This window comes from Bradyrhizobium ottawaense (assembly GCF_002278135.3).
Lineage (GTDB): Bacteria > Pseudomonadota > Alphaproteobacteria > Rhizobiales > Xanthobacteraceae > Bradyrhizobium > Bradyrhizobium ottawaense.
In genome coordinates, this window is sequence record NZ_CP029425.2 from 8,191,455 (window position 1) to 8,215,210 (window position 23,756).

The following is a 23,756-nucleotide window of genomic DNA, read 5'->3' on the forward strand; positions in this document are numbered from 1 at the left end:
CCGGCCGGCGCCGTTACAATTTCCCGTAGACCCGCCCGGCGACCGCCTTCAGGCGCTCGACCGAGCCGGACTCCGGATGCGGCTTGACCGGCGCGAACAGGATCGAAGCCTGCCTGCCGTTCTTCCAGACATAGATGGTGACGGCGTTGCCGTTGCCCTTGGTGCAGGAATACTCGCCGAACGCTTCACTGCCGAGCTCTTGTATCGCCGTGTGCTTGCAGGGGCCTGCGCGTTTCATCATGCCGATGGCGGTGTCGCGCGAGGTCGCGATCACCGCGACGGTCATGGTGTTGGCCTCGCGATCGAACATCATGCAGCTGCCCGCGCCGGTCCGCTGCACCGTCAGCGTGCCCGTGTCGAGAAAGCCGTCGGCATCCGCGGCCGTGAGCCACTCGCAATTGCCGAACCGTTCGCTGCTCTTGCTCACGCTGCCTATGGCCACGCGCGCGGCTTCGGTGACCGGCCCGAGCAGCGCTTCATCAGCGCGCCGGCCGATCGGATAGACGGTGATCTGCAGAATGTAATCGCCGGACAAGGCGACGACCGAGGCTTCCTGGCGCTCGGCGCCGGCCGCGCTCGTTCCGCCCTGGCCTTCGTCGCCGATCCCCGCGACTGCGTTGAGCGGCATGCGCTCGCCAAGCGTCTTGACGAAGGTCGCGTACAATTCCCTGGCGCGGTCCTTGTCGGGATTGCGGAACACGGAGAGCATCATCGTGTCGCCGCGCCCGGCCTGGTAGATGCAGCCGCGGCCGTCCTGATTTGAAATCAGTGACCATTTGAGCGCCGGCATCGCACGGGCGAGCTCCTGGGCGCTGATGAACGGGCAGGTTTCGGCCGCGCGCGCGGGAAGCACCGGGACGGCTGCGATTGCAAGGAACAGAACGAGGCAGGAGAACAGACGACCGATGGTACGCATGGGACGTACTTACTACCGAAACGCCGCGCCCGGAACAATTCGAACGTCCGCCCCTCAGATCCGTCGCCTGATGCTCTATCGAGCCGATGGCCCGGCCAAGTCAGCGCAGGGCCGTCGTCACTGCCCGTTATATTCGGCCCAGCAATCCGCCGTTTCATAGACCCGGACCGCCGACAGCTGTCGAAGGCTCGGCTTCAACCGGTCCCAGATCCAGATCGCGATATTCTCGGCGGTGGGGTTCTCGAGGCCTTTGACCTCGTTCAGGCAGTGGTGATCCAGCGCGCCCAGGATGTCGGCGAAGCATTTTTCGATGTCGAAGAAATCCGCGACGAAGCCGGTGTGCGGATCGACCGGCCCGTCCAGCTGGACCTCGACCCGGTAGGAATGACCGTGCAGCCGGCGGCATCGGTGGGTCTCGGGCACGTTCGGCAGCCGATGCGCCGCCTCGAACTTGAACGCCTGCGATATCTTCATTCCGCTCCTCACACGGCATCGCCATCCGGTCTCGGGCCCGTCTGGCGACCAGATGCTGCTAGGTCCTGACCTTTCGGCGAAGAATGGCGCGCCCGGAACGATTCGAACGTCCGACCCTCAGATTCGTAGTCTGATGCTCTATCCAGCTGAGCTACGGGCGCGTTTTTCGCGAACAGTGCGGACCTAAGCCCGCAGGCAGCCTCCGGACAGCGCCGGAGGGGTGCGAAAGAGCGCTCTGACTAACCGCTCTTGCCCCGATTGGCAAGGTCCGGGATGGGGAGATTTTGCAAGGAAATGACGGGGTCGGTGTCATTCCGGGATGGCCCAATGGGCCAGACCCGAAATCCATAACCCCCGCTGGTGGCTATGGATTTCCGGGCTCGCGACGTCGTCGCGCCCGGGAATGACGGATAGATGAGTGCTCCAGACCCTGCAATGACGGAAGAACTCGGCCTTGGGCCGACTTACGCCCTCTGCCGCTCGTTGCGGATGGAGAGGAGCTCGACGGGGCGGTCGGGGATGACGATACGGAAAGTGGCGCCGATGGTGCCTTCGACCAGGTGGATGTCGCCGCCATGGGCGCGGACCAGCTCGGCGGCGATGGCGAGGCCAAGGCCGCTGCCGCCGGGGCGGCCGGAGGTCTGGAACGCCTCGAACAGGTGCTCCCGGGTCTTCTGGGGGACACCGGGGCCGGTGTCGGAAACCTCGAGAATTGCGACAGCGCCCTCGCGTTTTCCCGTGATCCGGATCTGCTGCACCCCACCCTCGCCGGAGGCGTGACTTTCCAGCGCCTGGGCGGCGTTGCGGACGAGGTTGAGCAGCACCCGGAACAGCTGATCGGGATCGGCATCGACCGCAAGCCCGCGATCGATCGCGGCGACCCAGGCGATCGAGGCGTCGGAGGCGAGGCCCGCGGTCTCCCGCACCTCCAGCACCACAGGCTCGATCAGGATCATGCGACGGTCCGGTGCGGCCTCCTGGGCGCGGCCGTAGGACAGCGTCGACTGGCAGAAGGCGATGGCACGCTCGAGCGAGCGCACCAGCTTTGGCGCAAAGCGCTGCACCCGCGGATCCGGCACGCTGGCGAGCTGATCCGACAGCAGCTGGGCCGAGGCCAGCAGATTGCGCAGATCGTGGTTGATCTTGGACACGGCGAGGCCAAGGGCGGCGAGCCGGCTTTTCTGATGCAGCATCGACATCAAATCGCGCTGCATGTCCGACAATTCGCGCTCGGCGACCCCGATCTCGTCGCTGCGCTGGCTCGGCACGATGATCCCCGCCGAGCTTTCGGGGTTCTCGTGGAAGCCGACCAGGCTCGCGGTCAGCCGCCGCATCGGGCGGACGAAGAGATAATGAAGCGCCAGATAGACGAGGCCCGCGGTCAGCGCGGCGATGATCAGCGCGACCACCACGACGTTGCGGGAGAACCGGTACATCTGCTGCCGCAGCGGCAACTCGTCGGTCACGATCTCGATGAACTGGGCCGTGCCGACGCCGGGGCCGACGATGCGGATGGCCTGGTTGCCGGTCTCCAGCATCATCCGGAACGAGCCGGTGATCGCGTCCCAGGCCGTCATGTCGCGCAGGTCGATGTCATGCTCGATGGCGGCCGGAATGTTGTCGCTGGCGAGCAATCGGCGCTGCTGGCCCATCTTGATGGCGACGGCGCGGGCATTGATGCTTTTCAGGATCTGGCGCGACAGCGAATCGGGAACCATGCCGAGCGGCGCCGCATCCAGCACCAGCGCCGCCGTGTTGGCGGCGGCGACGCGGTCGTTGAGCCGGTTGACCCAGAAGTTGGCAATGGCGGGCACATAGAGCAGCACGGCCGCGATCATCACCAGGGGGACGGTGAGCAGCAACAACTTGCCTGACAGCCCGAGCCCGCGCGTCCCACGGGGGCGCATCGCCGGCGGGTCCGGCTGATCCTGATCCTGGACCGGCTGGAGGTCTGTCGTTGCCACGAAAGTCGCCCTCGCCTTTGGCGGATGAAGGATTGGCAGTATGAAGATGCGGCCCGACCTCGGTCCGGTCAAATTACGGATCGCTAATCTGCCGAGGTGGGATGTAAGCGCTGATATCGCGAGTCGCCACCTCAAGGGTTAAAAACCCCGCACAAACAGCGATATTCACCGGAATCGTGCGCTTGTGCGGCGTTGACGAAAACAAGGCGCTCGCTTATAAGCCGGCCAAATTGTCCGCGATGACCCGGTGCGACACCGGGAGCGGCTCTCTTGGGGCCGGAAACGGCCCGTTTTGGGCCGCATCTTCGGGACTTTACCATCAATTCTACAGGCAAATTGCCCGGTCAGCGGAGAAAAACCCGTGAAGCGGACTTATCAACCCAGCAAACTGGTGCGCAAGCGCCGTCACGGCTTCCGTGCCCGTCTCGCCACTGCCGGCGGCCGCAAGGTTCTCGCCGCCCGCCGCGCTCGCGGCCGCAAGCGTCTGAGCGCCTGAGCCGGACCCCCTTTTCCGGGATTTCATCATGGATCGGCTGAGGCAGCGGGCGGATTTCCTCGCCGTTGCCAATGGCGCGCGGGTGAACAGTCCCGCGTTCGTCCTGCAAAGCCGCCCCCGCGATGACGGCGGCCCGATCCGTATCGGCTTCACCGTTACCAAAAAGAACGGCAACGCCCCCGCGCGCAATCGTATCCGGCGCCGGCTTCGCGAACTGGTGAAGCGGCTCGATCCGGTGTCGATGCAGCCCCATCATGATTATGTCCTGGTCGGACGAAGCGGCGCGCTCTCGCGCGACTTCGCCACCATGCTCGACGATCTGCGCATGGCGTTCACGAAGCCGGCGCGGCATACGGCCAAGGGACCTGCGAATGGACGCAGCCCGAGGACTGACCGTACCGGGCCCCGCCCCGCTCCTGCTGCCAGCCGCAAACCGGAATGATGACGAGACCCCAGAGATGACCGACAATCGCAATACCATCCTCGCCGTCATTCTGTCGGGCCTCGTCCTGATCGCCTGGCAGTATTTCTACAATGTGCCGGCGATGGAGAAGCAGCGCGCCCAGCAGCAGACGCAGGCCGAGCTCCAGAAGACCACGCCGCAGCCGTCGGCCTCCGCGACGCCGGGCGCGGCGCCGCAGCAGCCGGGCAACGCCGCTCAGCCGGCAACGCCGGGCGCGACCCAGCAGGCCCAGCCCGTGGTGGCGCGCGAGGCCGCGATTGCAGCCAGCCCGCGCGTGAAGATCGACACGCCGCGGATTGCCGGCAGCATCGCGCTGAAGGGCGGCCGCATCGACGACATCGCGCTGGTGCAATTCCGCGAAACGGTCGATCCGAAGTCGCCGCCGATCATCCTCTATTCGCCCTCGGGCACCGCGGAGCCCTATTACGCCGAATTCGGCTGGGTGGCGGCGACGGGCGTGACGGCGAAGATGCCTGATGCCCAGACCGTCTGGCAGCAGGACGGCAGCGGCAGCCTGACGCCGACGACGCCGGTGGTGCTGAAATGGGAGAATGGCGATGGTCTCACCTTCCGCCGCACCATTGCGGTCGACGACCATTATCTCTTCACCATCAAGGACGAGGTGAGCAATGTCGGCAATGCGCCGGTTACGCTCTATCCGTTCGCGCTGATCTCGCGCCACGGTGCGCCGCAGGTCTCCGGCTACTACATCCTGCATGAAGGCCTGATCGGCTATCTCGGCGACCAGGGCCTGCAGGAATATGCCTACAAGAAGATCGACGAAAGCAAGAAGGTGGACTTCAAGGTCACCAACGGCTGGCTCGGCATCACCGACAAGTACTGGGCCTCGGCGCTGTTGCCGGATACCAATGCCCAGCTGCAGGCGCGCTTCTCGTCGAACCCATCCGGCAACGTCCACACCTACCAGACCGATTATCTGCTCGACCCCGTCACCGTCGCGATCGGCGGCACTGCGACGGCGAACGCGCGGCTGTTCGCCGGCGCCAAGGAAGCCGGCGTGGTCGGCGTGTTCCCGTTCGCCGGCCTCGGCGGCTACAACAAGGAGCTGGGGCTGAACCATTTCGATCTCTTGATCGACTGGGGCTGGTTCTACTTCATCACCAAGCCGATGTTCCTCGGCCTCGACTTCTTCTACCGCTTCTTCGGCAATTTCGGCATCTCGATCCTGCTCGTGACCGTGATCGTGAAGCTGCTGTTCTTCCCGCTGGCGAACAAGTCCTACGCCTCGATGGCGAAGATGAAGTCGGTTCAGCCGCAGCTGCAGGCGCTCAAGGAGCGTTATCCCGACGACAAGGTGAAGCAGCAGCAGGAGATGATGGAGATCTACCGCAAGGAGAAGATCAATCCGGTCGCCGGCTGTCTCCCCGTGCTGATCCAGATCCCGGTGTTCTTCTCGCTCTACAAGGTGCTGTTCGTCACCATCGAGATGCGGCACGCGCCGTTCTACGGCTGGATCAAGGACCTCTCGGCGCCGGATCCGACCAACCTGTTCAACCTGTTCGGGCTGATCCCGTTCGATCCGACCACGATCCCGGTGTTCGGCCATTACCTCGCGCTCGGCATCTGGCCGATCATCATGGGCATCACGATGTGGTTCCAGATGAAGCTGAACCCGACACCGCCGGACCCGACGCAGCAGATCATCTTCAACTGGATGCCGCTGATCTTCACCTTCATGCTGGCGGGCTTCCCGGCGGGCCTCGTGATCTACTGGGCCTGGAACAACCTGCTCTCGGTGATCCAGCAGAGCTACATCATGCGCCGCAACGGGGTGAAGGTGGAGCTGTTCGATAATCTCAAGGCGACGTTCGCGAAGAAGGCGACGTAGCTGCACACGAAGCGTGCCCGGTCATGCGGGCGCAAATGCCTCCACAGCGTCATGCCCGGGCTTGTCCCGGGCATCCACGTTTTGGAGGGTACCGCGCAGACAGACGTGGATGGCCGGGACATTTGAATGGGAAGACGCGCGTCGCGCTTTTGCCCGGCCAAGACGCGAGGATAGACTTTCCAGATGACCGATAAATCAGACGACAAGCTGATCGAGGCCGGGCGGAAGCTGTTCGCGCGCGACTGGCAGTTCATCTGGGCCTCGCCCTCGATCCAGACGCTGCCGCCGATGGCGGGGCTGGAGGTCGCCTTTGCCGGGCGCTCCAATGTCGGCAAGTCGAGCCTGATCAACGCGCTGACGGGGCGCAACGCGCTGGCGCGCACCTCGCATACGCCGGGACGCACCCAGGAGCTGATCTTCTTCGAGGTCCCCGGCAAGACCGACCTGCGCCTGGTCGACATGCCCGGCTACGGCTATGCCAAGGCGCCCAAGAGCCAGGTGGCGTCCTGGACCGAGCTGATCCACAAATTCCTGCTGGGACGCGCCTCGCTTGCGCGCGTCTACGTGCTGATCGACGCGCGGCATGGCCTCAAGGAGGTCGACCTCGAGGTCCTCAAGACGCTCGACCGCTCCGCGGTCAGCTACCAGATCGTGCTGACCAAGGCCGACCAGGTGAAGGCCTCCGAGCTGCAATCGCGCATCGCCGAAACCGAGGCGGCGCTGGCCAGGCATCCGGCCTCGTTCCCGAACGTGCTCGCGACCTCGTCACGCAGCTCGACCGGCATGGAGAGCTTGCGCGCCGCGATGGCGAAACTGCTGGAAGAGCGCGCTACGTGATGGTGGCGCAGCGCCTGCTGATCGGACTTGCCGGTTTGATGGGCGCCGCCGGCGTCGCGCTGGCCGCCGCCTCGGCGCATGGCGGCGATGCGAGCCGGCTGGCCTCGGCCAGCGCGATGCTGCTGTTTCATGCAACTGCCATACTTGCAGCTGTCGCCCTGCTGGCGCGCGGCCTTCTGCACGGCGGAATTGGCCTCATCGGTGCATTCGGCTTCGTGATCGGCGCCGTGCTGTTCGCGGGCGACCTCACCTTGCGGCAATATGCCGGGCACTCGCTGTTTCCATACGCAGCGCCGACGGGCGGGACGGTGATGATCGCGAGCTGGCTGGCCGTGACGCTGGCCGCGGTGGTGGCGCGGAAATAGGTCTCGTGTCCCGGACGCGGTGCGGCACCTAAAGCGCGTTTACGCGCGTCTTCGACGCGCTATGGTGACGCTCCGCAGAGCCGGGACCCAGCAAGCCGCATGGGCCCCGGCTCTGCAGCGCACCGCTGAAGAAGCGCTGCGCTGCGTCCGGGGCACGAAGACCACTTTGCGCCACGCCCGCCAATCGGATAGAACGCAGGCCGCTCCAGTCCCGCCAGCGAGATCCGCGACATGACCGACATCTCCCCGCTCGACCAGGCCCGCATCCTGTCGGAAGCGCTGCCGCACATGCAGCAGTATGACGAGGAAACCATCGTCATCAAATATGGCGGCCATGCCATGGGCGACGAGGAGACCGCGAAGAATTTTGCCCGCGACATCGTGCTGCTGGAGCAGACCGCCATCAATCCGGTGGTGGTGCATGGCGGCGGCCCGCAGATCGCGACCATGCTCAAGCGCCTCGGCATCGTCTCGGAATTCGCAGCCGGCCTGCGCATCACCGATGCGGCGACCATCGAGATCGTCGAGATGGTGCTCGCCGGCTCCGTCAACAAGCAGATCGTCGGCTACATCAACGAAGCCGGCGGCAAGGCCGTGGGGTTGTCCGGCAAGGACGGCAACATGGTGAAGGCGTCGAAGACGACGCGGACCATCATCGATCCGGGCTCGAACATCGAGAAGGCAATCGATCTCGGCTTCGTCGGCGATCCCGAGAAGGTGGACCTCACGCTGCTCAACCAGCTGATCGGCTACGAGCTGATCCCGGTGCTGGCGCCGCTCGCAACCTCGAAGGAAGGCCAGACGCTGAACGTCAACGCCGACACTTTTGCCGGTGCGGTTGCCGGCGCGCTGAAGGCCAAGCGCCTGTTGCTGCTCACCGACGTGCCTGGCGTGCTCGACAAGTCGAAGAAGCTGATCCCGCAATTGTCGGTCAAGGACGCGCGAAAGCTGATCGCCGACGGCACCATTTCCGGCGGCATGATCCCGAAGGTCGAGACCTGCATCTATGCGCTGGAGCAGGGCGTGGAGGGCGTCGTCATCATCGACGGCAAGATGCAGCACGCGGTGCTGCTTGAACTCTTCACCAACCAGGGCACGGGAACGCTGATCCACAAGTGAGGGACGAGCGGACAAAGAAAACCGTCATGGCCGGGCTTGTCCCGGCCATCCGCGATCTTTCGATCCGCGCCAAGAACGTGGATGCCCGGGCCTTCGCCTCGCCGAAGAGGCTTTGGCCTCGCAGGCGGGACAAGCCCGGGCATGACGGGCGGAGGGCTCAGCGCCCCCGCCGCTCACCCCTGACCCGCTTCCTGATGGCGCTGCCGGCCGCGGCCGTCTCGTTCGTCTTCTCCTCAGTGCCGGCCCTCGCCGATCTGAAGATCTGCAACCGCATGTCCTATGTCGTCGAGGCCGCGATCGGCATCGACGACAAGGCGGCGACCGCGACGCGCGGCTGGTTCAAGGTCGATCCCGCCACCTGCCGCGTGGTGGTGCAGGGCACGCTGACCGCCGATCGCATCCTGCTCAACGCCCGCGCGCTCGGCGTCTATGGCGCCTCCCCGATTCCGCAGAACGGCAGCGACATGCTCTGTGTCGCGCAGGACAATTTCGTCATCGCGGCGGCCCGGCAATGCCGCAGCGGCCAGACCCAGGCTGCGTTTACGCAAGTGACGCCGGCGCAAGGAGCCGACGGCAACCTCATTGCCTATCTCGCCGAGGATTCCGAATATGACGACGAGCAGGCCCGCCTCGCCGGCATCCAGCGGCTGTTGGTGATCGCGGGCTACGACGCCGCGCCGATCGACGGCGTCGACGGGCCGAAGACGCAGGCAGCCCTGGCCGCGTTCCTGAAGAGCCGCGGCTTGTCGTCGGACATCGTGGGCTCGCAAAACTTCTTCAAGACCATGGTCGATGCGGTGCAGACGCCGTCCCCGACCGGCCTCACCTGGTGCAACGACACGCCGCACAAGGTGATGGCGGCGATCGCGACCGACGACGGCAAGTCCGTGACCAGCCGCGGCTGGTATCGCATCGATCCCAAGACCTGCCTGCACCCTGATGTGACCGGCCAGCCCAAGCAGATCTTCAGCTTCGCGGAGGCCGTCGACGCCGACAACCGCGCCGTCAAGCTGAAGGACCGGCCGTTGAACTGGGGCGGCGACAGGCAGCTCTGCACGCGCGAGACCAAGTTCGAGACCGTTGAGCAGACCGATTGCGGCGCGCGCGGATTTGCGATGACGGGATTTGGCGCGGTGGACATGTCGAGCGGCGGCAAGACGCTCCGCTTTGCGCTGCCGTGAAATTGGCGTCATGATCAACACGCAAGCGCCTACAAGCTCCGCTGTCGTCCCCGCGAAGGCGGGGACCCATAACCCCAGGGAGTGGTTGTGGCGCGAAGCTGGCCACCCCGACTCTTCGCCGAACTCCTCCCCGTGGTTATGGGTCCCGGGCTCGCGCTTCGCGCGCCCCGGGACGACGAGCTGAGAATGTTGATATGAACCAACCCCGCACCTTTGCTCATGTCGACACCTGGGTGTTCGACCTCGACAACACGCTGTATCCGCATCACGTCAATCTGTGGCAGCAGGTCGATGTGCGGATCACCGAGTTCGTGTCCAGCTGGCTGCAGGTGACGCCGGCGGAGGCGCGAAAACTGCAGAAGGATTATTACCTGCGCTTCGGCACCACGATGCGCGGCATGATGACCCTGCATGGCGTGTCCGCCGACGACTATCTCGCCTATGTCCACAAGATCGACCATTCACCGCTGCAGCCGAACCCGGCGCTCGGCGAAGCCATCGCAAACTTATCGGGGCGCAAGCTGATCCTGACCAATGGCTCGGTCGACCATGTCGATGCGGTGCTGGCGCGTCTCGGCCTGGCAACGCATTTCGACGGCGTGTTCGACATCATCGCCGCCCAGTTCGAGCCGAAGCCGGCGGCGCAGACCTATCAGAAATTCCTCGCCGACCACGCGGTCGATCCGACCAAAGCCGCGATGTTCGAGGACCTCGCCCGCAACCTCACCGTCCCGCACCAGCTCGGCATGACCACCGTGCTGGTGGTGCCTGACGGAACGAAGGAGGTGGTGCGGGAGGACTGGGAACTGGAAGGCCGGGATGCCGCCCATGTCGACCACGTCACGGATGATCTGACGGGGTTTTTGGCGGGGCTCTCGCCCCTATAACCGCCGTCGTCCCGGGCAAGCGTAAGCGCAGACCCGGGACCCATAGCCACAGGATTTGGTTGTCGCGCCGGATTGGTAACTCCGAATCTTCGTCAAACCACTCCCTGTGGCTATGGGTCCCGGATCGGCGCTCCGCTTCGCTGCGCTTGTCCGGGACGACAGCGGAGTATGGACGACGGCGGAGTATGCCTTGACTCCGCCCGCCCAAATCCCGAAAAAGCGCCCCAATCCGTCAAATTCCTGCTTCCCCAGAGGAAATCCCGATGTCCCTCCAAGCCCTCGAATCCACCATCAACAGCGCCTTCGACGCGCGCGACGGCATCTCGACCTCGACCAAGGGCGAGGTGCGCGAGGCCGTGGACCAAGCACTGGAGATTCTGGACAAGGGCGAGGCGCGCGTTGCCGAGCGCGGCAGCGACGGCAAGTGGAAGGTCAATCAGTGGCTGAAGAAGGCCGTGCTGCTGTCGTTCCGCCTCAACGACATGGGCGTCATTCCCGGCGGATCCGGCAAGGCGACCTGGTGGGACAAGGTGCCCTCGAAGTTCGAAGGCTGGGGCGAGAACCGTTTTCGCGACGCCGGTTTTCGTGCCGTGCCCGGCTCGGTGGTGCGCCGCTCGGCCTTCATCGCCAAGAACGTCGTCTTGATGCCGTCCTTCGTCAATCTCGGCGCCTATGTCGATGAGAGCACCATGGTCGACACCTGGGCCACCGTCGGCTCCTGTGCGCAAATCGGCAAGCGCGTGCACATCTCCGGCGGCGCCGGCATCGGCGGCGTGCTCGAGCCGCTGCAGGCCGAGCCCGTGATCGTCGAGGACGATTGCTTCATCGGCGCGCGCTCCGAGGTCGCCGAGGGCGTGATCGTGCGCAAGGGCGCGGTGCTGGCGATGGGCGTGTTCCTGGGCGCCTCGACCAAGATCGTCGACCGCGAGACCGGCGAGGTCTTCATCGGCGAAGTGCCCGAATATTCCGTCGTGGTGCCCGGCGCGCTGCCCGGCAAGCCGATGAAGAACGGCCAGATCGGCCCGAGCACCGCCTGCGCCGTCATCGTCAAGCGCGTCGACGAGCGCACGCGCTCCAAGACCAGCATCAACGAGTTGCTGCGGGATTGAGTTCGGCGCACACCGCTGTCGTCCCGGCGAAGGCCGGGACCCATACTCCGAGGCCGTGGTTTGGCGAAGACTCGTCGTTCGGTACGACTATCTTCTACTGTCGATAGATCACGCGGTATGGGTCCCGGCCTTCGCCGGGACGACACCGGAGCCCTATCGAACCCACCCCCTCTCCATCGCGACCAAATATCGGGCGGCCTCGACCGCCCGGAGCCGTTCGCATGGACTGGACCTGGTATCTGTTCCGCTTCGACGGCCGCATCAACCGCGCGTTGCTGTGGCAGGCGCTGCTGATCGTCGCGCTGCTGGCGGGCTTGCTGGAGATTGCCGGTCAAGTCATCGGGATCGTCGGAGGGACGAGGTCCACCCTGAAGCTCGGAATTGAGCTCGATTTCGACTTCGGTCTCGACGGCCTCTTCAAGCTGGTCGACCCCCGCGTCTCCCACGCGCTGGCATCGGCCGATCTCGCGGGCTCGATCCTCAAGGCGTCCGGCATGGCGCTGTTCTTCTGGATCTATCTCGCGACGGCGATCAAGCGACTCCATGACCGCGACAAGAGCGGCTGGTGGATCGTTCCGTTCTTCTTCTTGCCCGGCCTGTTCAGCCAGTTCGCGGACCTGCTGCCCAAATCAAGCTGGATATTTTCGCTCAACCTGACTGCCGCACTGCTGTGGCTGTGGGGCCTCGTCGAAATGTTCTGCCGGTCCGGCACCTCGGGCCACAACCGGTTCGGCCCTGATCCGCTCCTCGATATCGAGGACAGTTCGGCATCCGCCGCCTCCCCTGCGAAAGGCTGGGACCAGAGCCGCGAGATCGAAATTGTCCCGCCCCGCGCTAGCCCACCCGGCGGCATGCATGTTAAGCGGGGCGCATGACCGATGCTCTCTCCATTGCCCGCGATCTGATCCGCTGCCCCTCGGTAACCCCTGAAGATGCCGGTGCGCTCGGGGTGCTCGAAAAAGCCCTCACCGCCGCCGGCTTCGCCTGCCACCGCGTGACCTTCAGCGAGCCCGGCACCGCCGACGTCGACAATCTCTATGCGCGGATCGGCACCGAAGGCCCGCACATCACCTTTGCCGGCCATACCGACGTGGTGCCACCCGGTGACGAGAGCGCCTGGAGCATCGGTGCGTTCTCCGGTGAGGTGAAGGACGGCATCCTGCACGGCCGCGGCGCGGTCGACATGAAGGGCGGCATCGCCTGCTCGGTCGCCGCGGTGCTGGAGCATCTCGCCGCCAATGACGGCAAGCCGCGCAACGACGGAAAGGGCTCGATCTCGTTCCTGATTACGGGCGACGAGGAAGACGTCTCCATCAACGGCACCATCAAGCTATTGAAATGGACGGCCGAGCGCGGCGAGAAATTCGACCATTGCGTGCTGGGCGAGCCCTCCAATGTCGAGGCGCTCGGCGACACCATCAAGGTCGGCCGCCGCGGCTCGCAATCCGGCACGCTGTACGTGGACGGCGTGCAGGGCCATGTCGCCTATCCGCATCGCGCCTCCAATCCGGTGCCTGACATCTCCAGGCTGATCGTTGCGATCTCCGACGAGCCGCTCGACCATGGCAGCGCGCAATTCCAGGCCTCCAATCTCGAATTCACCTCGGTCGACGTCGGCAACAAAGCGAGCAACGTCATCCCCGGCGAGGCCCGCGCCAAGTTCAACATCCGCTACAACGACAACCACACCCAGGCCTCGTTGCGCGAGCTGGTCGAGACGCGGCTGACAAAAGCCTGCGGCAACCGCATCAAGGCCCGCATCGTCTGGGAGCCCTCGAACTCCAACGTGTTCGTGACCAAGCCGGGCCCGTTCACCGATCTCGCGGTCTCCGCGATCGAGGAGGTGACGGGCCGCAAGCCCGAGCTGTCGACATCAGGTGGCACGTCGGATGCGCGGTTCATTTCCAGCTACTGCCCGGTGATCGAGTTCGGTCTGGTCGGCCAGACCATGCATCAGGTCGACGAGCGGGTGCCCGTCAAGGATCTGGAGAAGCTGACGCAGGTCTATCGCGGGATTTTGACGCGGTATTTCGGGTAGGTGCGGTCATTGCCAAGTATTCCGCCGTCATGCCCGGGCTTGTCCCGCCTGCGAGGCCAAAGCCTCTTCGGCGAGGCGAAGGCCCGGGCATCCACGTACTTCAGTCCCAGCAAGAAAGATCGTGGATGGCCGGGACAAGCCCGGCCATGACGGAAGTGGCGGCATCACGCGCTAATAGTCCACCTTCATCAGATACAGCCCATCCGGCGGGGCGACGATGCCGCAGGCGGCGCGGTTGCGCGCCTCTAACGCTGCGGAGAGGTCGTCGGCGGTCCAGCGGCCCTCGCCGACCCAGATCAGCGAGCCCACCATCGAGCGCACCTGGCTGTGCAGGAACGAGCGCGCCGAGGTGACGATGGTGATCTCGCGGCCGTCACGCAGCACGTCGAGCTGGTCGAGCGTCTTCTCCGGTGACTTGGCCTGGCACTCGGTGTCGCGGAACGTGGTGAAATCGTGCTTGCCGAGCAGACGCTGTGCCGCCGCATGCATCGCATCCGCATCGAGCCGGCGCGGCACGCGCCAGGCGTGGCCGATGTCGAGCGCGAGGTTGGCGCGGGTGTTGATCACGCGGTAGCGGTAGTGGCGCTTCACCGCGGAGAAGCGCGCCTCGAACGTGTCAGGCACGATCTCCGCCTCCAGCACCGCGATCGGATACGGGCGCAGATGCGCGTTGAGCCCATCGCGAAAACGGCCCGGCGGAAACTGCTTGTCGATATCGACATGCGCGACCTGGCCACGCGCATGCACGCCGGCATCGGTGCGGCCGGCGCCATGCACCCGCAAATCCGCGCCGGTCATCGCCTTCACGGCCGCCTCCAGCGCGCCCTGCACCGAAGGCAGCGTGTCCTGCACCTGCCAGCCGAAAAACGGCGCGCCGTCATACTCGATGGTGAGCTTGTAGCGGGGCATCGCTGATCAGTTGAACCTCGCTCCCGCCTTCAACGGCACGCCGCGCAGGAAATCCGCGGCCTGCATCCGGCCCTTGCCTTCGCGCTGGATCTCGATGATGCGGATGGCGCCCTCACCGCAGGCGATGGTGAGGTTGTCATCGAGCACCTCGCCCGGCGCGCCCGACCCCTTTGCCAATTCACACCGCAGGATCTTGACGCGCGCATTCTCGCTGACGCCGGCAAGCTCGGCCCAGGCGCCGGGGAATGGCGACAGGCCGTGGATGTGACGCAGCACGGCACGCGCCGGCCTGGTCCAGTCGATGCGCGCCTCGGCCTTGTCGATCTTGGCGGCGTAGGTGACACCGTCCTCGCTCTGCTTCTTGAGCTGGAGCCCGCCGCGCCCGAGCGCGGCCATCGCGCGCACCATGAGATCGGCGCCGAGACGGGAGAGACGATCGTGCAAATCGAGTGCAGTCATGTTGTCCGTGATCGCGAGGCGCTCGGCCATGGCGACGTCGCCGGTATCGAGACCGACATCCATCTTCATCACCATCACGCCGCTCTCGGCATCGCCGTCCATGATCGCACGGTTGATCGGCGCTGCGCCGCGCCAGCGCGGCAGCAGCGAAGCGTGCAGATTGTAGCAGCCGAGTTTTGGCGCATCGAGGATCGCCTGCGGCAGGATCATGCCGTAGGCGACGACGACGGCCGCATCCGCATCGAAGGTGCTAAACTCGTCGAGCGCCTCTTGCGTCTTCAGCGTCTTCGGCGTCAGCACGGGAATGCCGAGCTTTCGCGCAGCTTCTTCGACCGGCGTCGGCTGCAATTGCAGGCCGCGCCGCCCGCCGGGCTTCGGCGCGCGGGTGTAGACGGCGACGATCTCGTGGCCATGCGCGACCAGCTCGAGCAGCGTCGGCACGGAGAAATCGGGCGTGCCCATGAAGATCAGGCGGAGGGGCATGTGGCGAGACAATCCTCGGAAACGAGCAACGTACTCGTCATGGCCGGGCTTGTCCCGGCCATCCACGTTCTTCCGGCCTGCGGCGGCACAGAACGTGGATGCCCGGCACAAGGCCGGGCATGACGGCGGAGAACGTGGTTACTCCGCGCGCTTGGCGGCCTTCTCGAACTTCTTCATCACGCGGTCGCGCTTGAGCTTCGACAGATAGTCGACGAACAGCACGCCGTTGAGATGGTCGATCTCGTGCTGGATGCAGGTGGCATAGAGACCTTCGGCGTCCTCCTCGTGCACCTTGCCGTCGAGATCGGTGAAGCGCACGCGCACCTTCGCAGGGCGCTCGACCTCCTCGTAATATTCGGGGATCGAGAGACAGCCTTCCTCGTAGACCGAGAGCTCCTCGGACGAGGCGATGATCTCGGGGTTGATGAAGACGCGCGGAAGTGGCGTGGTCTCGCCGTTCTCGTCGCGTTTGGCGAGGTCCATGGTGATCAGCCGCAGCGGCTGCGCGACCTGGATCGCGGCGAGGCCAATACCGGGCGCGTCGTACATGGTCTCGAACATGTCGTCGGCAAGCTTGCGAATCTCCGGCGTGACCTTCTCGATCGGCTTGGAGACCAGACGCAGCCGCCTGTCGGGCAGGATGATGATTTCTCTGAGGGCCATGGCCGCGATTTAAGCCGCGCGCCGGACGCGGTCAATCCGGCCGGGAACCCCGTTAACCCCTCGCTAACCATAAAACTTGAGGTTTCGTTAACCATAAAAATTAGGGGGCTATTAACCATAACCGTTCCCTCTTCGTTCGCTAAGGTCGGCGAATCGCGCTAGAAGGGCCCATGAACGAGATCATATTCATGCTGGCCGACTGGCCGGTGCGCACGATTGATGCCCTGATCGGCTTCGGCGCCCTTGTCCTCACCCTGCTGGTGACGATCGCCGTCGTGATCGCCCGCTCGGGCCGGCGCGGCGCGGAACTCGCGATGGCGCATGCGATCCGGGCCGACGAGCTCGAGGAGCGCCTGAGCGAGGTGCTGCGCGCCCAGAGCGAATCCTCAGGGAGGGTCGACGCCATGACCCAGGCGCTGGCGGGACGCCAGGCCGAGATGGCGCGCGCGGTCAACGAGCGGCTGGATTCGGTCACCCATCGCGTCGGCCAGTCGATGGAACATTCGACGCGCAACACCATGGAGAGCCTGCGCGCGCTGCACGAGCGGCTCGGCATCATCGACAGCGCCCACAAGAACCTCACCGATCTCACCACCCAGGTGACGACCCTGCGCGACGTGCTCGCCAACAAGCAGTCGCGCGGCGCCTTCGGCCAGGCGCGGATGGAGGCGATCGTCCAGGACGGTCTGCCGAAGGGCGCCTACGAGTTCCAGTTCACGCTCTCGACCGGCAAGCGGCCCGACTGCGTCGTGTTCCTGCCAGACCAGCGCCCGCTCTGCATCGACGCGAAGTTTCCGCTGGAGGCGATGACGGCGCTGCACGACGCCCGCACCGACGAGGAGAAGCGCGTTGCCACGCAGCGGCTGCGCGGCGACGTGATGAAGCATGTCAGCGACATCGCGGAAAAATATCTCGTCACCGGCGAGACCCAGGAGATGGCACTGATGTTCGTGCCGTCGGAATCGGTCTATGCGGAAATCCATGACGGTTTCGACGACGTGATCCAGAAGGCCTATCGCGCCCGCGTGGTGCTGGTGTCGCCCTCGCTCTTGATGCTGGCGATCCAGGTCATGCAGCAGATCATGAAGGACGCGCGCATGCGCGATGCCGCCGACCAGATTCAGACTGAAGTGATCAAGCTCGGCGACGATCTGGGTCGTCTCAGGGATCGCGTGGTCAAATTGCAGAAGCATTTTTCCGATGCGAACGAGGACGTCCGCCAGATCCTGATTTCCGCCGACAAGATCGAGAAGCGCGCAGGACGAATCGAGGAGCTCGATTTCAGCAAGGCGGACGCGCCGGCCGAGGGACCGCGGCTGGTCGCGGGCGCGGGCGAGCTGTTTCCGCGGAAGCTCCAGGCGGGGGAGTGACACCGTTTCGTCATGGCCAGGCTTGTCCCGGCCATCCACGGACTTTTCAACGGCACCAAGAACGTGGATGCCCGGGACAAGCCCGGGCATGACGGGATTTGTGGCAGAGGCATCACCCCCAGAATCTGCTAACACCGCCCCATGACCGCTCCCGACGTGACCTCCCCCGCCGCGACCTCCGTCCCTGCGCCCTCCTGGCGCGACAGCCTTGCCGTGTACCTGCAGCCCCGGGTGCTGATCGTGCTGTTCCTCGGCTTCTCCTCGGGGCTGCCGCTGGCGCTGTCGGGCTCCACGCTGCTGGTGTGGATGCGCGAGGCCGGGGTTGACCTGAAGACGATCGGGCTGTTCGCGCTGGTCGGCACGCCCTACACGCTGAAATTCCTGTGGGCGCCGCTGGTGGATGCGCTGCATGTGCCGCTGTTCACCCGCGCGTTCGGGCGGCGGCGCGGCTGGCTGCTGTTCTCGCAATTGCTGCTGATCGTCGCGATCCTGCTGCTGGCGATGACCGACCCCGCGCGCTCGCCGTTCTACGTCGCGCTGGGCGCGCTGCTGGTGGCGACGACATCGTCGACACAGGACATCGTGGTCGATGCCTTCCGCGTCGAGAGCCTGCCGGAGAGCGAGCAGGCCGCCGGTATGGCGGCTTACGTTGCGGCCTACCGCATCGGAATGCTGGTCTCGACCGCGGGCGCGCTGTTCATCGTCTCGGGCTTCGAAGGCACCGGCATACCCCGCACCTCGGCGTGGATGTGGGGCTATGTGGTGATGGCCGCGATGGTGCTGATCGGCACGATCACCGCGCTGGCCGCGACCGAGCCGGCGCAATCCGCACAGGCGGAAGCTGCGACACAAACCGAGACCGCATTTGCGCGTGTGTTGAGCGCGGCGATCGGCGCGTTCTCCGAATTCCTGTCGCGCAAGGATGCTCTCGCCGCGCTCGCCTTCGTCGTGCTATTCAAGTTCACCGATGCCTTCTCGGGCACGATGACGGCGCCGTTCGTGATCGACCTCGGCTTCACCCGCAACGATTATGCGGCGATCGTGAAGGGCGTCGGCCTCGCCGCCACCCTGATCGGCGGGTTTGCCGGTGGTTTCGTCGCGCGGCGCTATCCGCTGGCAATGTCGCTCTGGATCGGTGGCGTGGTGCAGGCGCTGGCCAATTTGTCCTTTGCCTGGCTCGCAGTGGTCGGCACCAATCAATGGGCGCTGGCGCTCGCGATCTGTGCCGAGAACTTCACCAGCGCCATCGGCACCGTGATCTTCGTGGCCTACCTCTCGGCGCTCTGCCAGAACCCGCTGCACACGGCGACGCAATATGCGCTGCTCACCGCGCTCGCGGCGGTGGGGCGAACATATCTGTCGTCGAGCGCGGGCTATGTCGCGGACACCACGGGCTGGCCGCTGTTCTTCGTGATCTGCGTGCTGGTGGCAGTCCCGAGCCTGGTGCTGCTCGCGTGGCTGCAGAAGCGCGGACATTTCGAAGCGCTGGGGCCGGTGAGGGTGTGATGCTCTCGTAGGGTGGGCAAAGGCGCACTTGCGCCGTGCCCATCATCGCTCCAAGCATTCGACAGAGGCGGTGGGCACGCTTCGCTCTGCCCACCCTACGGCATCTCGATCTGATCCCCCTACTGCTTCTTGATCAAGCTCCACTTCGTGATCACGGCTTCGCTCATCTGGCCGGGATCGCTGGCGCAGGCGACTTCGTCGACCTTGACCGAGATTTCCTTGCCGACGAACGTCTTCAGCTGCGCGGCCTGCGCATCGCCGCTCGGAACGAGCTGGAACGTCTCGGGCCCGGTCTCGAGATTGCACAGCCCGTTTGGCGGCGGCAGGCGGCGCGGCTCGGACGTGATCTGGTAGGTCGCAACCCGCTTGCCGGCATTCTTGACGTCGCGCACTTTCAAGGCGTTCAACTCGCCGGACAACACCTCGCCGGCGTTGATCGGCTTGCCGGGCTTGGACGGCGGCGGCGCCCCGTCGTCCTGCTGCGCTGAGATGGCCGGGCTCGCCAGCAGCATCATCGTCGCGACCAAAGCCAAGCGTGTGGCGAAAAGTTTCGTCATGTCGTCCGTTCCGTAAAGTCTGGATGGCTAGAACAGGGTACGCTGCCGCATCGCGGCCGATAGCGTACCTTCATCGAGATAATCAAGCTCGCCACCGACAGGCACACCATGGGCCAGCCGGGTTACTTTTACGTTGGCGTCCTGGAGCAGGTCGGTGATGTAGTGCGCCGTGGTCTGGCCGTCCACCGTGGCATTCAGCGCCAGGATGATTTCGTGCACCCGAGAATCATGCGCGCGCGCGACCAGCGCGTCGATGGTCAGATCCTGCGGGCCGACGCCGTCGAGCGGCGACAATGTCGCGCCCAGCACATGATAGCGACCCTGGGTCGCATTGGCCCGCTCCAGCGCCCAGAGATCGGCGACATCGGCGACGACGACGATGATGGCGTCATCGCGCTTGGGATCGGTGCAGACGGTGCAGGGATTTTGCGTATCGATGTTGCCGCAGGTCTTGCAGACCTGGACCTTGTCGAGCGCGACCTGCATGGCCGAGGCCAGCGGCATCATCAGCGCTTCGCGCTTCTTGATCAGATGCAGCGCGGCGCGCCGCGCCGAGCGCGGACCGAGGCCCGGCAGCCGCGCGAGAAGCTGCACCAGCCGCTCGATTTCGGGACCTGCAACCGCGCCCATCTTACTGGCCGAACAACCCCGGCGGCAGGCCGAGCCCGCCGGTCAGCGACTGCATCTTCTCCTGCATCGCGGTCTCCGCCTTGCGGCGGGCATCACCGAGCGCGGTGACGAGCAGATCTTCCAGCACTTCGCGCTCTTCCGGCTTCATCAGCGAGGGGTCGATCTTGATACCCTTGACGTCCATTTTCGCGGTCATGCGCACCGCGACGAGGCCGCCGCCGGAGATGCCCTCGACTTCCACGTTGGCCAGCTGCTCCTGCATCTCCTGCATCTTGGATTGCAGCTGCGCCGCCTGCTTCATCATGCCGAGAAAATCAGCCATCGGTGCTCGTCCTTGGAAAAAGATGGGCTCAGAGATCGTCGCCGTCGGAACCGTCGGGCGGATCGTCACTGCCATAGTCAGCGTTTATATTGGCTTCCGGCGTCTCGGGGGCAAGCCTGCGGACCTCGACAACCTTCGCGCCGGGGAAACGCGACATCACCTCCCGCACGCGCGGATCGGCCTCTGCGGTACGGGCATGCTCCTGCTTCGCCGCCTGGTTCACCGAGCGCAGCGTCGGCTGGCCCTGCTCGTTGGAGACGATCACCGTCCAGCGGCGGCCGGTCCACAGCTCGAATTTCTTGGCAAGCTCGGAGATCATGGTCTTCGAGGCGTTCGGCTCGAGCGCGACCTCCAGCCGGCCCTCCTCGAAACGGACAAGGCGCATGTCGCCTTCGAGCGCGCTCTTGGTCATGATGTCGCGCTTCTGCCCGGCGAGCGCGACGAGCTGGGTGAAGCTCGTGACGCGCAGCTGAGGCACCGCCCCTTGCGGATCCGGCGCGGGCGCCGCCATCTGCGGCCGCGCGCCGCCACCGCCGAACGAAGGCGACGAGGTCGGCATGCGAACAGGCGCTGCGGAGGCCGTCGGCGCGGCCGGCGCGCTGCGTGTGGCACCGCCGCCGCTCGCGACCGGCGAGCCGCCGCCGTTCTGCTCCAGCATCCTGATCGCTTCGTCCGGCGTCGGCAGGTCGGCGACATAGGCGATGCGCACCAGCACCATCTCGGCGGCCGCAGCCGGGCGCGTCGCGGCCTGCACCTCGGCGATGCCCTTGAGCAGCATCTGCCACATCCGCGACAGCACGCGCATCGAGATCTTCGAGGCGAAATCCTTCGCACGCACGCGCTCGGTCTCGCCATAGGCGACGTTGTCGGCAGTCGCCGGCACGATCTTCACGCGGGTGACGAAATTGACGAATTCGGCAAGGTCCGAAAGCACGACGATGGGATCGGCGCCGACATCATACTGGTCGCGGAACTCCTTGAAGGCGGCGGCGATGTCGCCGCGCGCCAGCGAATCGAAGAGGTCGATGACGCGGGTGCGGTCGGCCAGCCCCAGCATCTGCCTGACGGCATCGGCCTTCACGGCGCCTGCCGCATGCGCGATCGCCTGGTCGAGCAGCGACAGCGAATCACGCACCGAGCCTTCGGCGGCACGCGCGATGATGCCGAGCGCTTCGGGCTCGATCTCGACGTTTTCCTTCCCCGCGATATTGGCGAGGTGCTTCATCAGCACGTCAGCCTCGACCCGGCGCAGGTCGAAACGCTGGCAGCGCGACAGCACGGTGACGGGAACCTTGCGGATCTCGGTGGTTGCGAACACGAACTTGGCGTGCTCCGGCGGCTCCTCAAGCGTCTTCAGGAAGGCGTTGAACGCCGCCGTCGACAGCATGTGGACTTCGTCGATGATGTAGACCTTGTAGCGCGCGCTGGCCGGCGCGTAGCGCACGCTGTCATTGATCTGGCGGACGTCGTCAACGCCAGTGTGCGAGGCCGCGTCCATCTCCAGCACGTCCATGTGCCGGCTTTCCATGATCGCCTGGCAATGCACGCCCAGGGTCGGCATGTGGATGGTCGGACCCTTTACCGAACCATCAGGCATCTCGTAGTTGAGTGCACGGGCCAGAATGCGCGCGGTGGTGGTCTTGCCGACGCCGCGGACGCCGGTGAGGATCCAGGCCTGCGGAATGCGCCCGGTCTCGAACGCATTGGAGACGGTGCGGACCACCGCTTCCTGGCCGATCAGATCGTCGAAACTGGAGGGACGGTATTTGCGCGCCAGCACCCGGTACGGCGCATTGCCGGCCTGGCCGGCGCTGTCGGGGTTGGAAGGGGCGCCAGCGTCGGTCATCGGTCGATCCGCAATGAAATGTCTCTTGGCCGGCTTTTGCGGAAAGGAGCGCGCTGGCGGCTGATGCCGCCGGCGCTGGTTCGCTCGAAAAACAGGTAGGAGACTGACGAGCGACCCGATCCGGACCTCGTTAGGGCTGCTTCCTTCCGGACCTGACCCGGTTGGCGAGTGGCTCGTCCACCGCCAATCTCCCGGTCCCTATTTGGGGCCAAAAGGGGCGGAAAGCAAGCGGCTATCGCCCCTGATCGACGGCGCCTGCCCAGCATCCGGGCAATTCCCGATCTGCCCAGCCGATAGGCTGTGCTTTCACTGAAAGTGCGACCTTGGTATGAACCTGACGGAACCTGTCCCAACCAGAAAAGCGATTGATCCCAATGGTTACACGTCGTGATGTTGCATCGATTGTCGGACTTGGCGCGATGACCGCGGCCGCGCTGGCTTCGCCGGCCGTGGCCCAGACCGCCGATCCGAACGAATCGACCTTCGCCCGCATCCGCCGCACCAAGAAGATGCGAATCGGCGCGGTCGGCGGCGGCGCGCCCTATTACATGAAGGATCTCTCCAGCGGCCAGTGGAAGGGCTTCTACATCGACATCGCCAAGGGGCTCGCCGACGACATGGAGGCCGAGCTCGAGATCACCGAGACGACCTGGGGCAATTCGGTGCTCGACCTGCAGGCCAACAAGATCGACATCTTCTTCGGCCTCAACCCGACCCCGAAGCGCGCGCTGGTGGTCGACTTCTCGGTGCCGGTCTTCAACAACGCCTTCGCCATCCTCTGCAAGAAGGACTTCAAGCCGAAGAGCTGGGCCGAGCTGAACTCGCCCGACATCAAGATCGCCGTCGACCAGGGCTCCTCGCACGATCAGGTCGTCAGCCGCCTGACGCCGAAGGCGCAGATCACGCGGCTGAAGACCGCGGACGACGCCACCGCGGCGCTGCAGACCGGCCGCGTCGACGCGCAGTGCCTGATCACCATGCTGTCGCTGACCGTGCTGAAGAAGAACCCCTCGCTCGGCCAGCTCGTGCTGCCGACGCCGATCTTCGCAACGACCTCGAATGCCGGCTTCCGCCGCGAGACCGACAAGACCTGGCGCGATTACGTCAACACCTGGATCGACTTCAACAAGGGCCTCGGCTTCATCCGCAACGCGATCATCACCAACATGGAGCTGGTGGGCGTGACCGAAGCGGACATTCCGCCGGGCGTTTCGTTGTAAGTTTCCACTTTCGTCATTCCGGGGCTCGCGAAGCGAGAACCCGGAATCTCGAGGATCCGGGTTCGATGCTTCGCATCGCCCCGGAACGACAAC

General features: G+C 65.2%; 24 protein-coding genes, 1 tRNA gene and 1 other RNA gene. 14 read left to right on the forward strand and 12 right to left on the reverse strand.

Annotation, left to right across the window (positions count from 1 at the left end; all coding sequences use genetic code 11):
* Positions 1 to 13 precede the first annotated feature (13 nt).
* The 4 genes from CIT37_RS38290 to CIT37_RS38305 form a co-directional block, all read right to left on the reverse strand.
* Positions 14 to 916 (reverse strand): hypothetical protein, encoded by a 903-nt coding sequence (locus CIT37_RS38290; protein WP_095425072.1) that lies wholly within the window; start codon positions 914 to 916, stop codon positions 14 to 16.
* 117 nt (positions 917 to 1,033) lie between these two features.
* Positions 1,034 to 1,390, reverse strand: coding sequence for a 6-carboxytetrahydropterin synthase QueD (gene queD / locus CIT37_RS38295; RefSeq protein WP_028140825.1), 357 nt, complete (start codon positions 1,388 to 1,390; stop codon positions 1,034 to 1,036).
* An 84-nt stretch (positions 1,391 to 1,474) separates the two neighbouring features.
* Positions 1,475 to 1,551 (reverse strand) — tRNA-Arg (locus CIT37_RS38300).
* 303 nt (positions 1,552 to 1,854) lie between these two features.
* On the reverse strand, positions 1,855 to 3,354 hold the full coding sequence (locus CIT37_RS38305) for an ATP-binding protein (RefSeq protein WP_038947352.1): 1,500 nt from the start codon (positions 3,352 to 3,354) through the stop codon (positions 1,855 to 1,857).
* A gap of 361 nt (positions 3,355 to 3,715) precedes the next feature.
* Between CIT37_RS38305 and rpmH the strand changes: the two genes are divergently transcribed.
* The 11 genes from rpmH (at position 3,716) to dapE (ending at position 13,698) form a co-directional block, all read left to right on the forward strand.
* A complete protein-coding gene (gene rpmH, locus CIT37_RS38310; RefSeq protein WP_008542748.1) occupies positions 3,716 to 3,850 on the forward strand; it encodes a 50S ribosomal protein L34 in 135 nt (44 codons plus the stop codon).
* A gap of 28 nt (positions 3,851 to 3,878) precedes the next feature.
* Complete coding sequence (gene rnpA, locus CIT37_RS38315; protein ID WP_028140828.1) at positions 3,879 to 4,292, forward strand: ribonuclease P protein component; 414 nt, start codon at positions 3,879 to 3,881, stop codon at positions 4,290 to 4,292.
* A 16-nt stretch (positions 4,293 to 4,308) separates the two neighbouring features.
* On the forward strand, positions 4,309 to 6,162 hold the full coding sequence (gene yidC, locus CIT37_RS38320) for a membrane protein insertase YidC (RefSeq protein ID WP_038947350.1): 1,854 nt from the start codon (positions 4,309 to 4,311) through the stop codon (positions 6,160 to 6,162).
* A 183-nt stretch (positions 6,163 to 6,345) separates the two neighbouring features.
* The gene (yihA, locus tag CIT37_RS38325; RefSeq protein WP_038947348.1) at positions 6,346 to 6,999 is read left to right on the forward strand and encodes a ribosome biogenesis GTP-binding protein YihA/YsxC; all 654 of its coding nucleotides are present in this window, start codon (positions 6,346 to 6,348) and stop codon (positions 6,997 to 6,999) included.
* Complete coding sequence (locus CIT37_RS38330; RefSeq protein ID WP_038974805.1) at positions 6,999 to 7,364, forward strand: DUF423 domain-containing protein; 366 nt, start codon at positions 6,999 to 7,001, stop codon at positions 7,362 to 7,364. The genes yihA and CIT37_RS38330 overlap by 1 nt, the downstream gene beginning before the upstream one ends.
* A gap of 231 nt (positions 7,365 to 7,595) precedes the next feature.
* The gene (gene argB, locus CIT37_RS38335) at positions 7,596 to 8,483 is read left to right on the forward strand and encodes an acetylglutamate kinase (RefSeq protein WP_028140832.1); all 888 of its coding nucleotides are present in this window, start codon (positions 7,596 to 7,598) and stop codon (positions 8,481 to 8,483) included.
* A 194-nt stretch (positions 8,484 to 8,677) separates the two neighbouring features.
* On the forward strand, positions 8,678 to 9,664 hold the full coding sequence (locus CIT37_RS38340) for a DUF1036 domain-containing protein (protein WP_095425071.1): 987 nt from the start codon (positions 8,678 to 8,680) through the stop codon (positions 9,662 to 9,664).
* A gap of 194 nt (positions 9,665 to 9,858) precedes the next feature.
* Positions 9,859 to 10,551, forward strand: coding sequence for a pyrimidine 5'-nucleotidase (locus tag CIT37_RS38345; RefSeq protein WP_028140834.1), 693 nt, complete (start codon positions 9,859 to 9,861; stop codon positions 10,549 to 10,551).
* 263 nt (positions 10,552 to 10,814) lie between these two features.
* Positions 10,815 to 11,660: a 2,3,4,5-tetrahydropyridine-2,6-dicarboxylate N-succinyltransferase gene (dapD, locus tag CIT37_RS38350; RefSeq protein ID WP_028140835.1), complete on the forward strand. Its 846-nt coding sequence runs from the start codon at positions 10,815 to 10,817 to the stop codon at positions 11,658 to 11,660.
* A gap of 221 nt (positions 11,661 to 11,881) precedes the next feature.
* Positions 11,882 to 12,535 carry a DUF805 domain-containing protein gene (locus tag CIT37_RS38355; protein WP_038972270.1) on the forward strand — a complete coding sequence of 218 codons (654 nt, stop codon included), beginning with the start codon at positions 11,882 to 11,884 and terminating at the stop codon, positions 12,533 to 12,535.
* A complete protein-coding gene (gene dapE, locus CIT37_RS38360) occupies positions 12,532 to 13,698 on the forward strand; it encodes a succinyl-diaminopimelate desuccinylase (protein WP_095425070.1) in 1,167 nt (388 codons plus the stop codon). Before CIT37_RS38355 ends, dapE begins: the two co-directional genes overlap by 4 nt.
* Positions 13,699 to 13,869: 171 nt before the next feature.
* Here the strand turns inward: dapE and truA are convergent, their stop codons facing one another.
* The 3 genes from truA to def form a co-directional block, all read right to left on the reverse strand.
* On the reverse strand, positions 13,870 to 14,607 hold the full coding sequence (truA, locus tag CIT37_RS38365) for a tRNA pseudouridine(38-40) synthase TruA (RefSeq protein WP_038947340.1): 738 nt from the start codon (positions 14,605 to 14,607) through the stop codon (positions 13,870 to 13,872).
* A 6-nt stretch (positions 14,608 to 14,613) separates the two neighbouring features.
* Positions 14,614 to 15,549: a methionyl-tRNA formyltransferase gene (gene fmt, locus CIT37_RS38370; RefSeq protein WP_095425069.1), complete on the reverse strand. Its 936-nt coding sequence runs from the start codon at positions 15,547 to 15,549 to the stop codon at positions 14,614 to 14,616.
* 138 nt (positions 15,550 to 15,687) lie between these two features.
* Positions 15,688 to 16,212 (reverse strand): peptide deformylase, encoded by a 525-nt coding sequence (gene def / locus CIT37_RS38375; protein ID WP_095425068.1) that lies wholly within the window; start codon positions 16,210 to 16,212, stop codon positions 15,688 to 15,690.
* Positions 16,213 to 16,382: 170 nt separating this feature from the next.
* Between def and CIT37_RS38380 the strand changes: the two genes are divergently transcribed.
* Complete coding sequence (locus tag CIT37_RS38380; RefSeq protein ID WP_095425067.1) at positions 16,383 to 17,582, forward strand: DNA recombination protein RmuC; 1,200 nt, start codon at positions 16,383 to 16,385, stop codon at positions 17,580 to 17,582.
* A 141-nt stretch (positions 17,583 to 17,723) separates the two neighbouring features.
* Positions 17,724 to 19,088 (forward strand): AmpG family muropeptide MFS transporter, encoded by a 1,365-nt coding sequence (locus tag CIT37_RS38385; RefSeq protein ID WP_095425066.1) that lies wholly within the window; start codon positions 17,724 to 17,726, stop codon positions 19,086 to 19,088.
* A gap of 119 nt (positions 19,089 to 19,207) precedes the next feature.
* Here the strand turns inward: CIT37_RS38385 and CIT37_RS38390 are convergent, their stop codons facing one another.
* From CIT37_RS38390 to ffs, 5 genes are all read right to left on the reverse strand, one after another.
* Complete coding sequence (locus tag CIT37_RS38390; RefSeq protein ID WP_018320787.1) at positions 19,208 to 19,645, reverse strand: hypothetical protein; 438 nt, start codon at positions 19,643 to 19,645, stop codon at positions 19,208 to 19,210.
* A gap of 27 nt (positions 19,646 to 19,672) precedes the next feature.
* Complete coding sequence (recR, locus tag CIT37_RS38395; protein ID WP_018320788.1) at positions 19,673 to 20,275, reverse strand: recombination mediator RecR; 603 nt, start codon at positions 20,273 to 20,275, stop codon at positions 19,673 to 19,675.
* A gap of 1 nt (position 20,276) precedes the next feature.
* Positions 20,277 to 20,597 carry a YbaB/EbfC family nucleoid-associated protein gene (locus CIT37_RS38400; protein ID WP_028140843.1) on the reverse strand — a complete coding sequence of 107 codons (321 nt, stop codon included), beginning with the start codon at positions 20,595 to 20,597 and terminating at the stop codon, positions 20,277 to 20,279.
* 28 nt (positions 20,598 to 20,625) lie between these two features.
* Positions 20,626 to 22,443 carry a DNA polymerase III subunit gamma/tau gene (locus CIT37_RS38405; protein WP_095425065.1) on the reverse strand — a complete coding sequence of 606 codons (1,818 nt, stop codon included), beginning with the start codon at positions 22,441 to 22,443 and terminating at the stop codon, positions 20,626 to 20,628.
* Between the two features lie 95 nt (positions 22,444 to 22,538).
* Positions 22,539 to 22,635, reverse strand: an RNA gene (ffs, locus tag CIT37_RS38410) — signal recognition particle sRNA small type.
* A gap of 182 nt (positions 22,636 to 22,817) precedes the next feature.
* On the opposite strand from ffs, the gene CIT37_RS38415 reads away from it, so the two are divergent.
* Positions 22,818 to 23,663 carry a transporter substrate-binding domain-containing protein gene (locus tag CIT37_RS38415; protein WP_028140845.1) on the forward strand — a complete coding sequence of 282 codons (846 nt, stop codon included), beginning with the start codon at positions 22,818 to 22,820 and terminating at the stop codon, positions 23,661 to 23,663.
* Positions 23,664 to 23,756: the final 93 nt, after the last annotated feature.

Excerpts from the sequence above, each read along its gene's own strand:
- CIT37_RS38290 (WP_095425072.1), bottom strand. The coding sequence starts at position 916 with ATGCGTACCATCGGTCGTCTGTTCTCCTGCCTCGTTCTGTTCCTTGCA.
- queD (WP_028140825.1), bottom strand. The coding sequence starts at position 1,390 with ATGAAGATATCGCAGGCGTTCAAGTTCGAGGCGGCGCATCGGCTGCCG.
- rnpA (WP_028140828.1), top strand. The coding sequence starts at position 3,879 with ATGGATCGGCTGAGGCAGCGGGCGGATTTCCTCGCCGTTGCCAATGGC.
- yidC (WP_038947350.1), top strand. The coding sequence starts at position 4,309 with ATGACCGACAATCGCAATACCATCCTCGCCGTCATTCTGTCGGGCCTC.
- yihA (WP_038947348.1), top strand. The coding sequence starts at position 6,346 with ATGACCGATAAATCAGACGACAAGCTGATCGAGGCCGGGCGGAAGCTG.
- CIT37_RS38330 (WP_038974805.1), top strand. The coding sequence starts at position 6,999 with ATGGTGGCGCAGCGCCTGCTGATCGGACTTGCCGGTTTGATGGGCGCC.
- argB (WP_028140832.1), top strand. The coding sequence starts at position 7,596 with ATGACCGACATCTCCCCGCTCGACCAGGCCCGCATCCTGTCGGAAGCG.
- CIT37_RS38340 (WP_095425071.1), top strand. The coding sequence starts at position 8,678 with ATGGCGCTGCCGGCCGCGGCCGTCTCGTTCGTCTTCTCCTCAGTGCCG.
- CIT37_RS38345 (WP_028140834.1), top strand. The coding sequence starts at position 9,859 with ATGAACCAACCCCGCACCTTTGCTCATGTCGACACCTGGGTGTTCGAC.
- dapD (WP_028140835.1), top strand. The coding sequence starts at position 10,815 with ATGTCCCTCCAAGCCCTCGAATCCACCATCAACAGCGCCTTCGACGCG.
- CIT37_RS38355 (WP_038972270.1), top strand. The coding sequence starts at position 11,882 with ATGGACTGGACCTGGTATCTGTTCCGCTTCGACGGCCGCATCAACCGC.
- dapE (WP_095425070.1), top strand. The coding sequence starts at position 12,532 with ATGACCGATGCTCTCTCCATTGCCCGCGATCTGATCCGCTGCCCCTCG.
- truA (WP_038947340.1), bottom strand. The coding sequence starts at position 14,607 with ATGCCCCGCTACAAGCTCACCATCGAGTATGACGGCGCGCCGTTTTTC.
- fmt (WP_095425069.1), bottom strand. The coding sequence starts at position 15,549 with ATGCCCCTCCGCCTGATCTTCATGGGCACGCCCGATTTCTCCGTGCCG.
- def (WP_095425068.1), bottom strand. The coding sequence starts at position 16,212 with ATGGCCCTCAGAGAAATCATCATCCTGCCCGACAGGCGGCTGCGTCTG.
- CIT37_RS38380 (WP_095425067.1), top strand. The coding sequence starts at position 16,383 with ATGAACGAGATCATATTCATGCTGGCCGACTGGCCGGTGCGCACGATT.
- CIT37_RS38385 (WP_095425066.1), top strand. The coding sequence starts at position 17,724 with ATGACCGCTCCCGACGTGACCTCCCCCGCCGCGACCTCCGTCCCTGCG.
- CIT37_RS38390 (WP_018320787.1), bottom strand. The coding sequence starts at position 19,645 with ATGACGAAACTTTTCGCCACACGCTTGGCTTTGGTCGCGACGATGATG.
- recR (WP_018320788.1), bottom strand. The coding sequence starts at position 20,275 with ATGGGCGCGGTTGCAGGTCCCGAAATCGAGCGGCTGGTGCAGCTTCTC.
- CIT37_RS38400 (WP_028140843.1), bottom strand. The coding sequence starts at position 20,597 with ATGGCTGATTTTCTCGGCATGATGAAGCAGGCGGCGCAGCTGCAATCC.
- CIT37_RS38405 (WP_095425065.1), bottom strand. The coding sequence starts at position 22,443 with ATGACCGACGCTGGCGCCCCTTCCAACCCCGACAGCGCCGGCCAGGCC.
- CIT37_RS38415 (WP_028140845.1), top strand. The coding sequence starts at position 22,818 with ATGGTTACACGTCGTGATGTTGCATCGATTGTCGGACTTGGCGCGATG.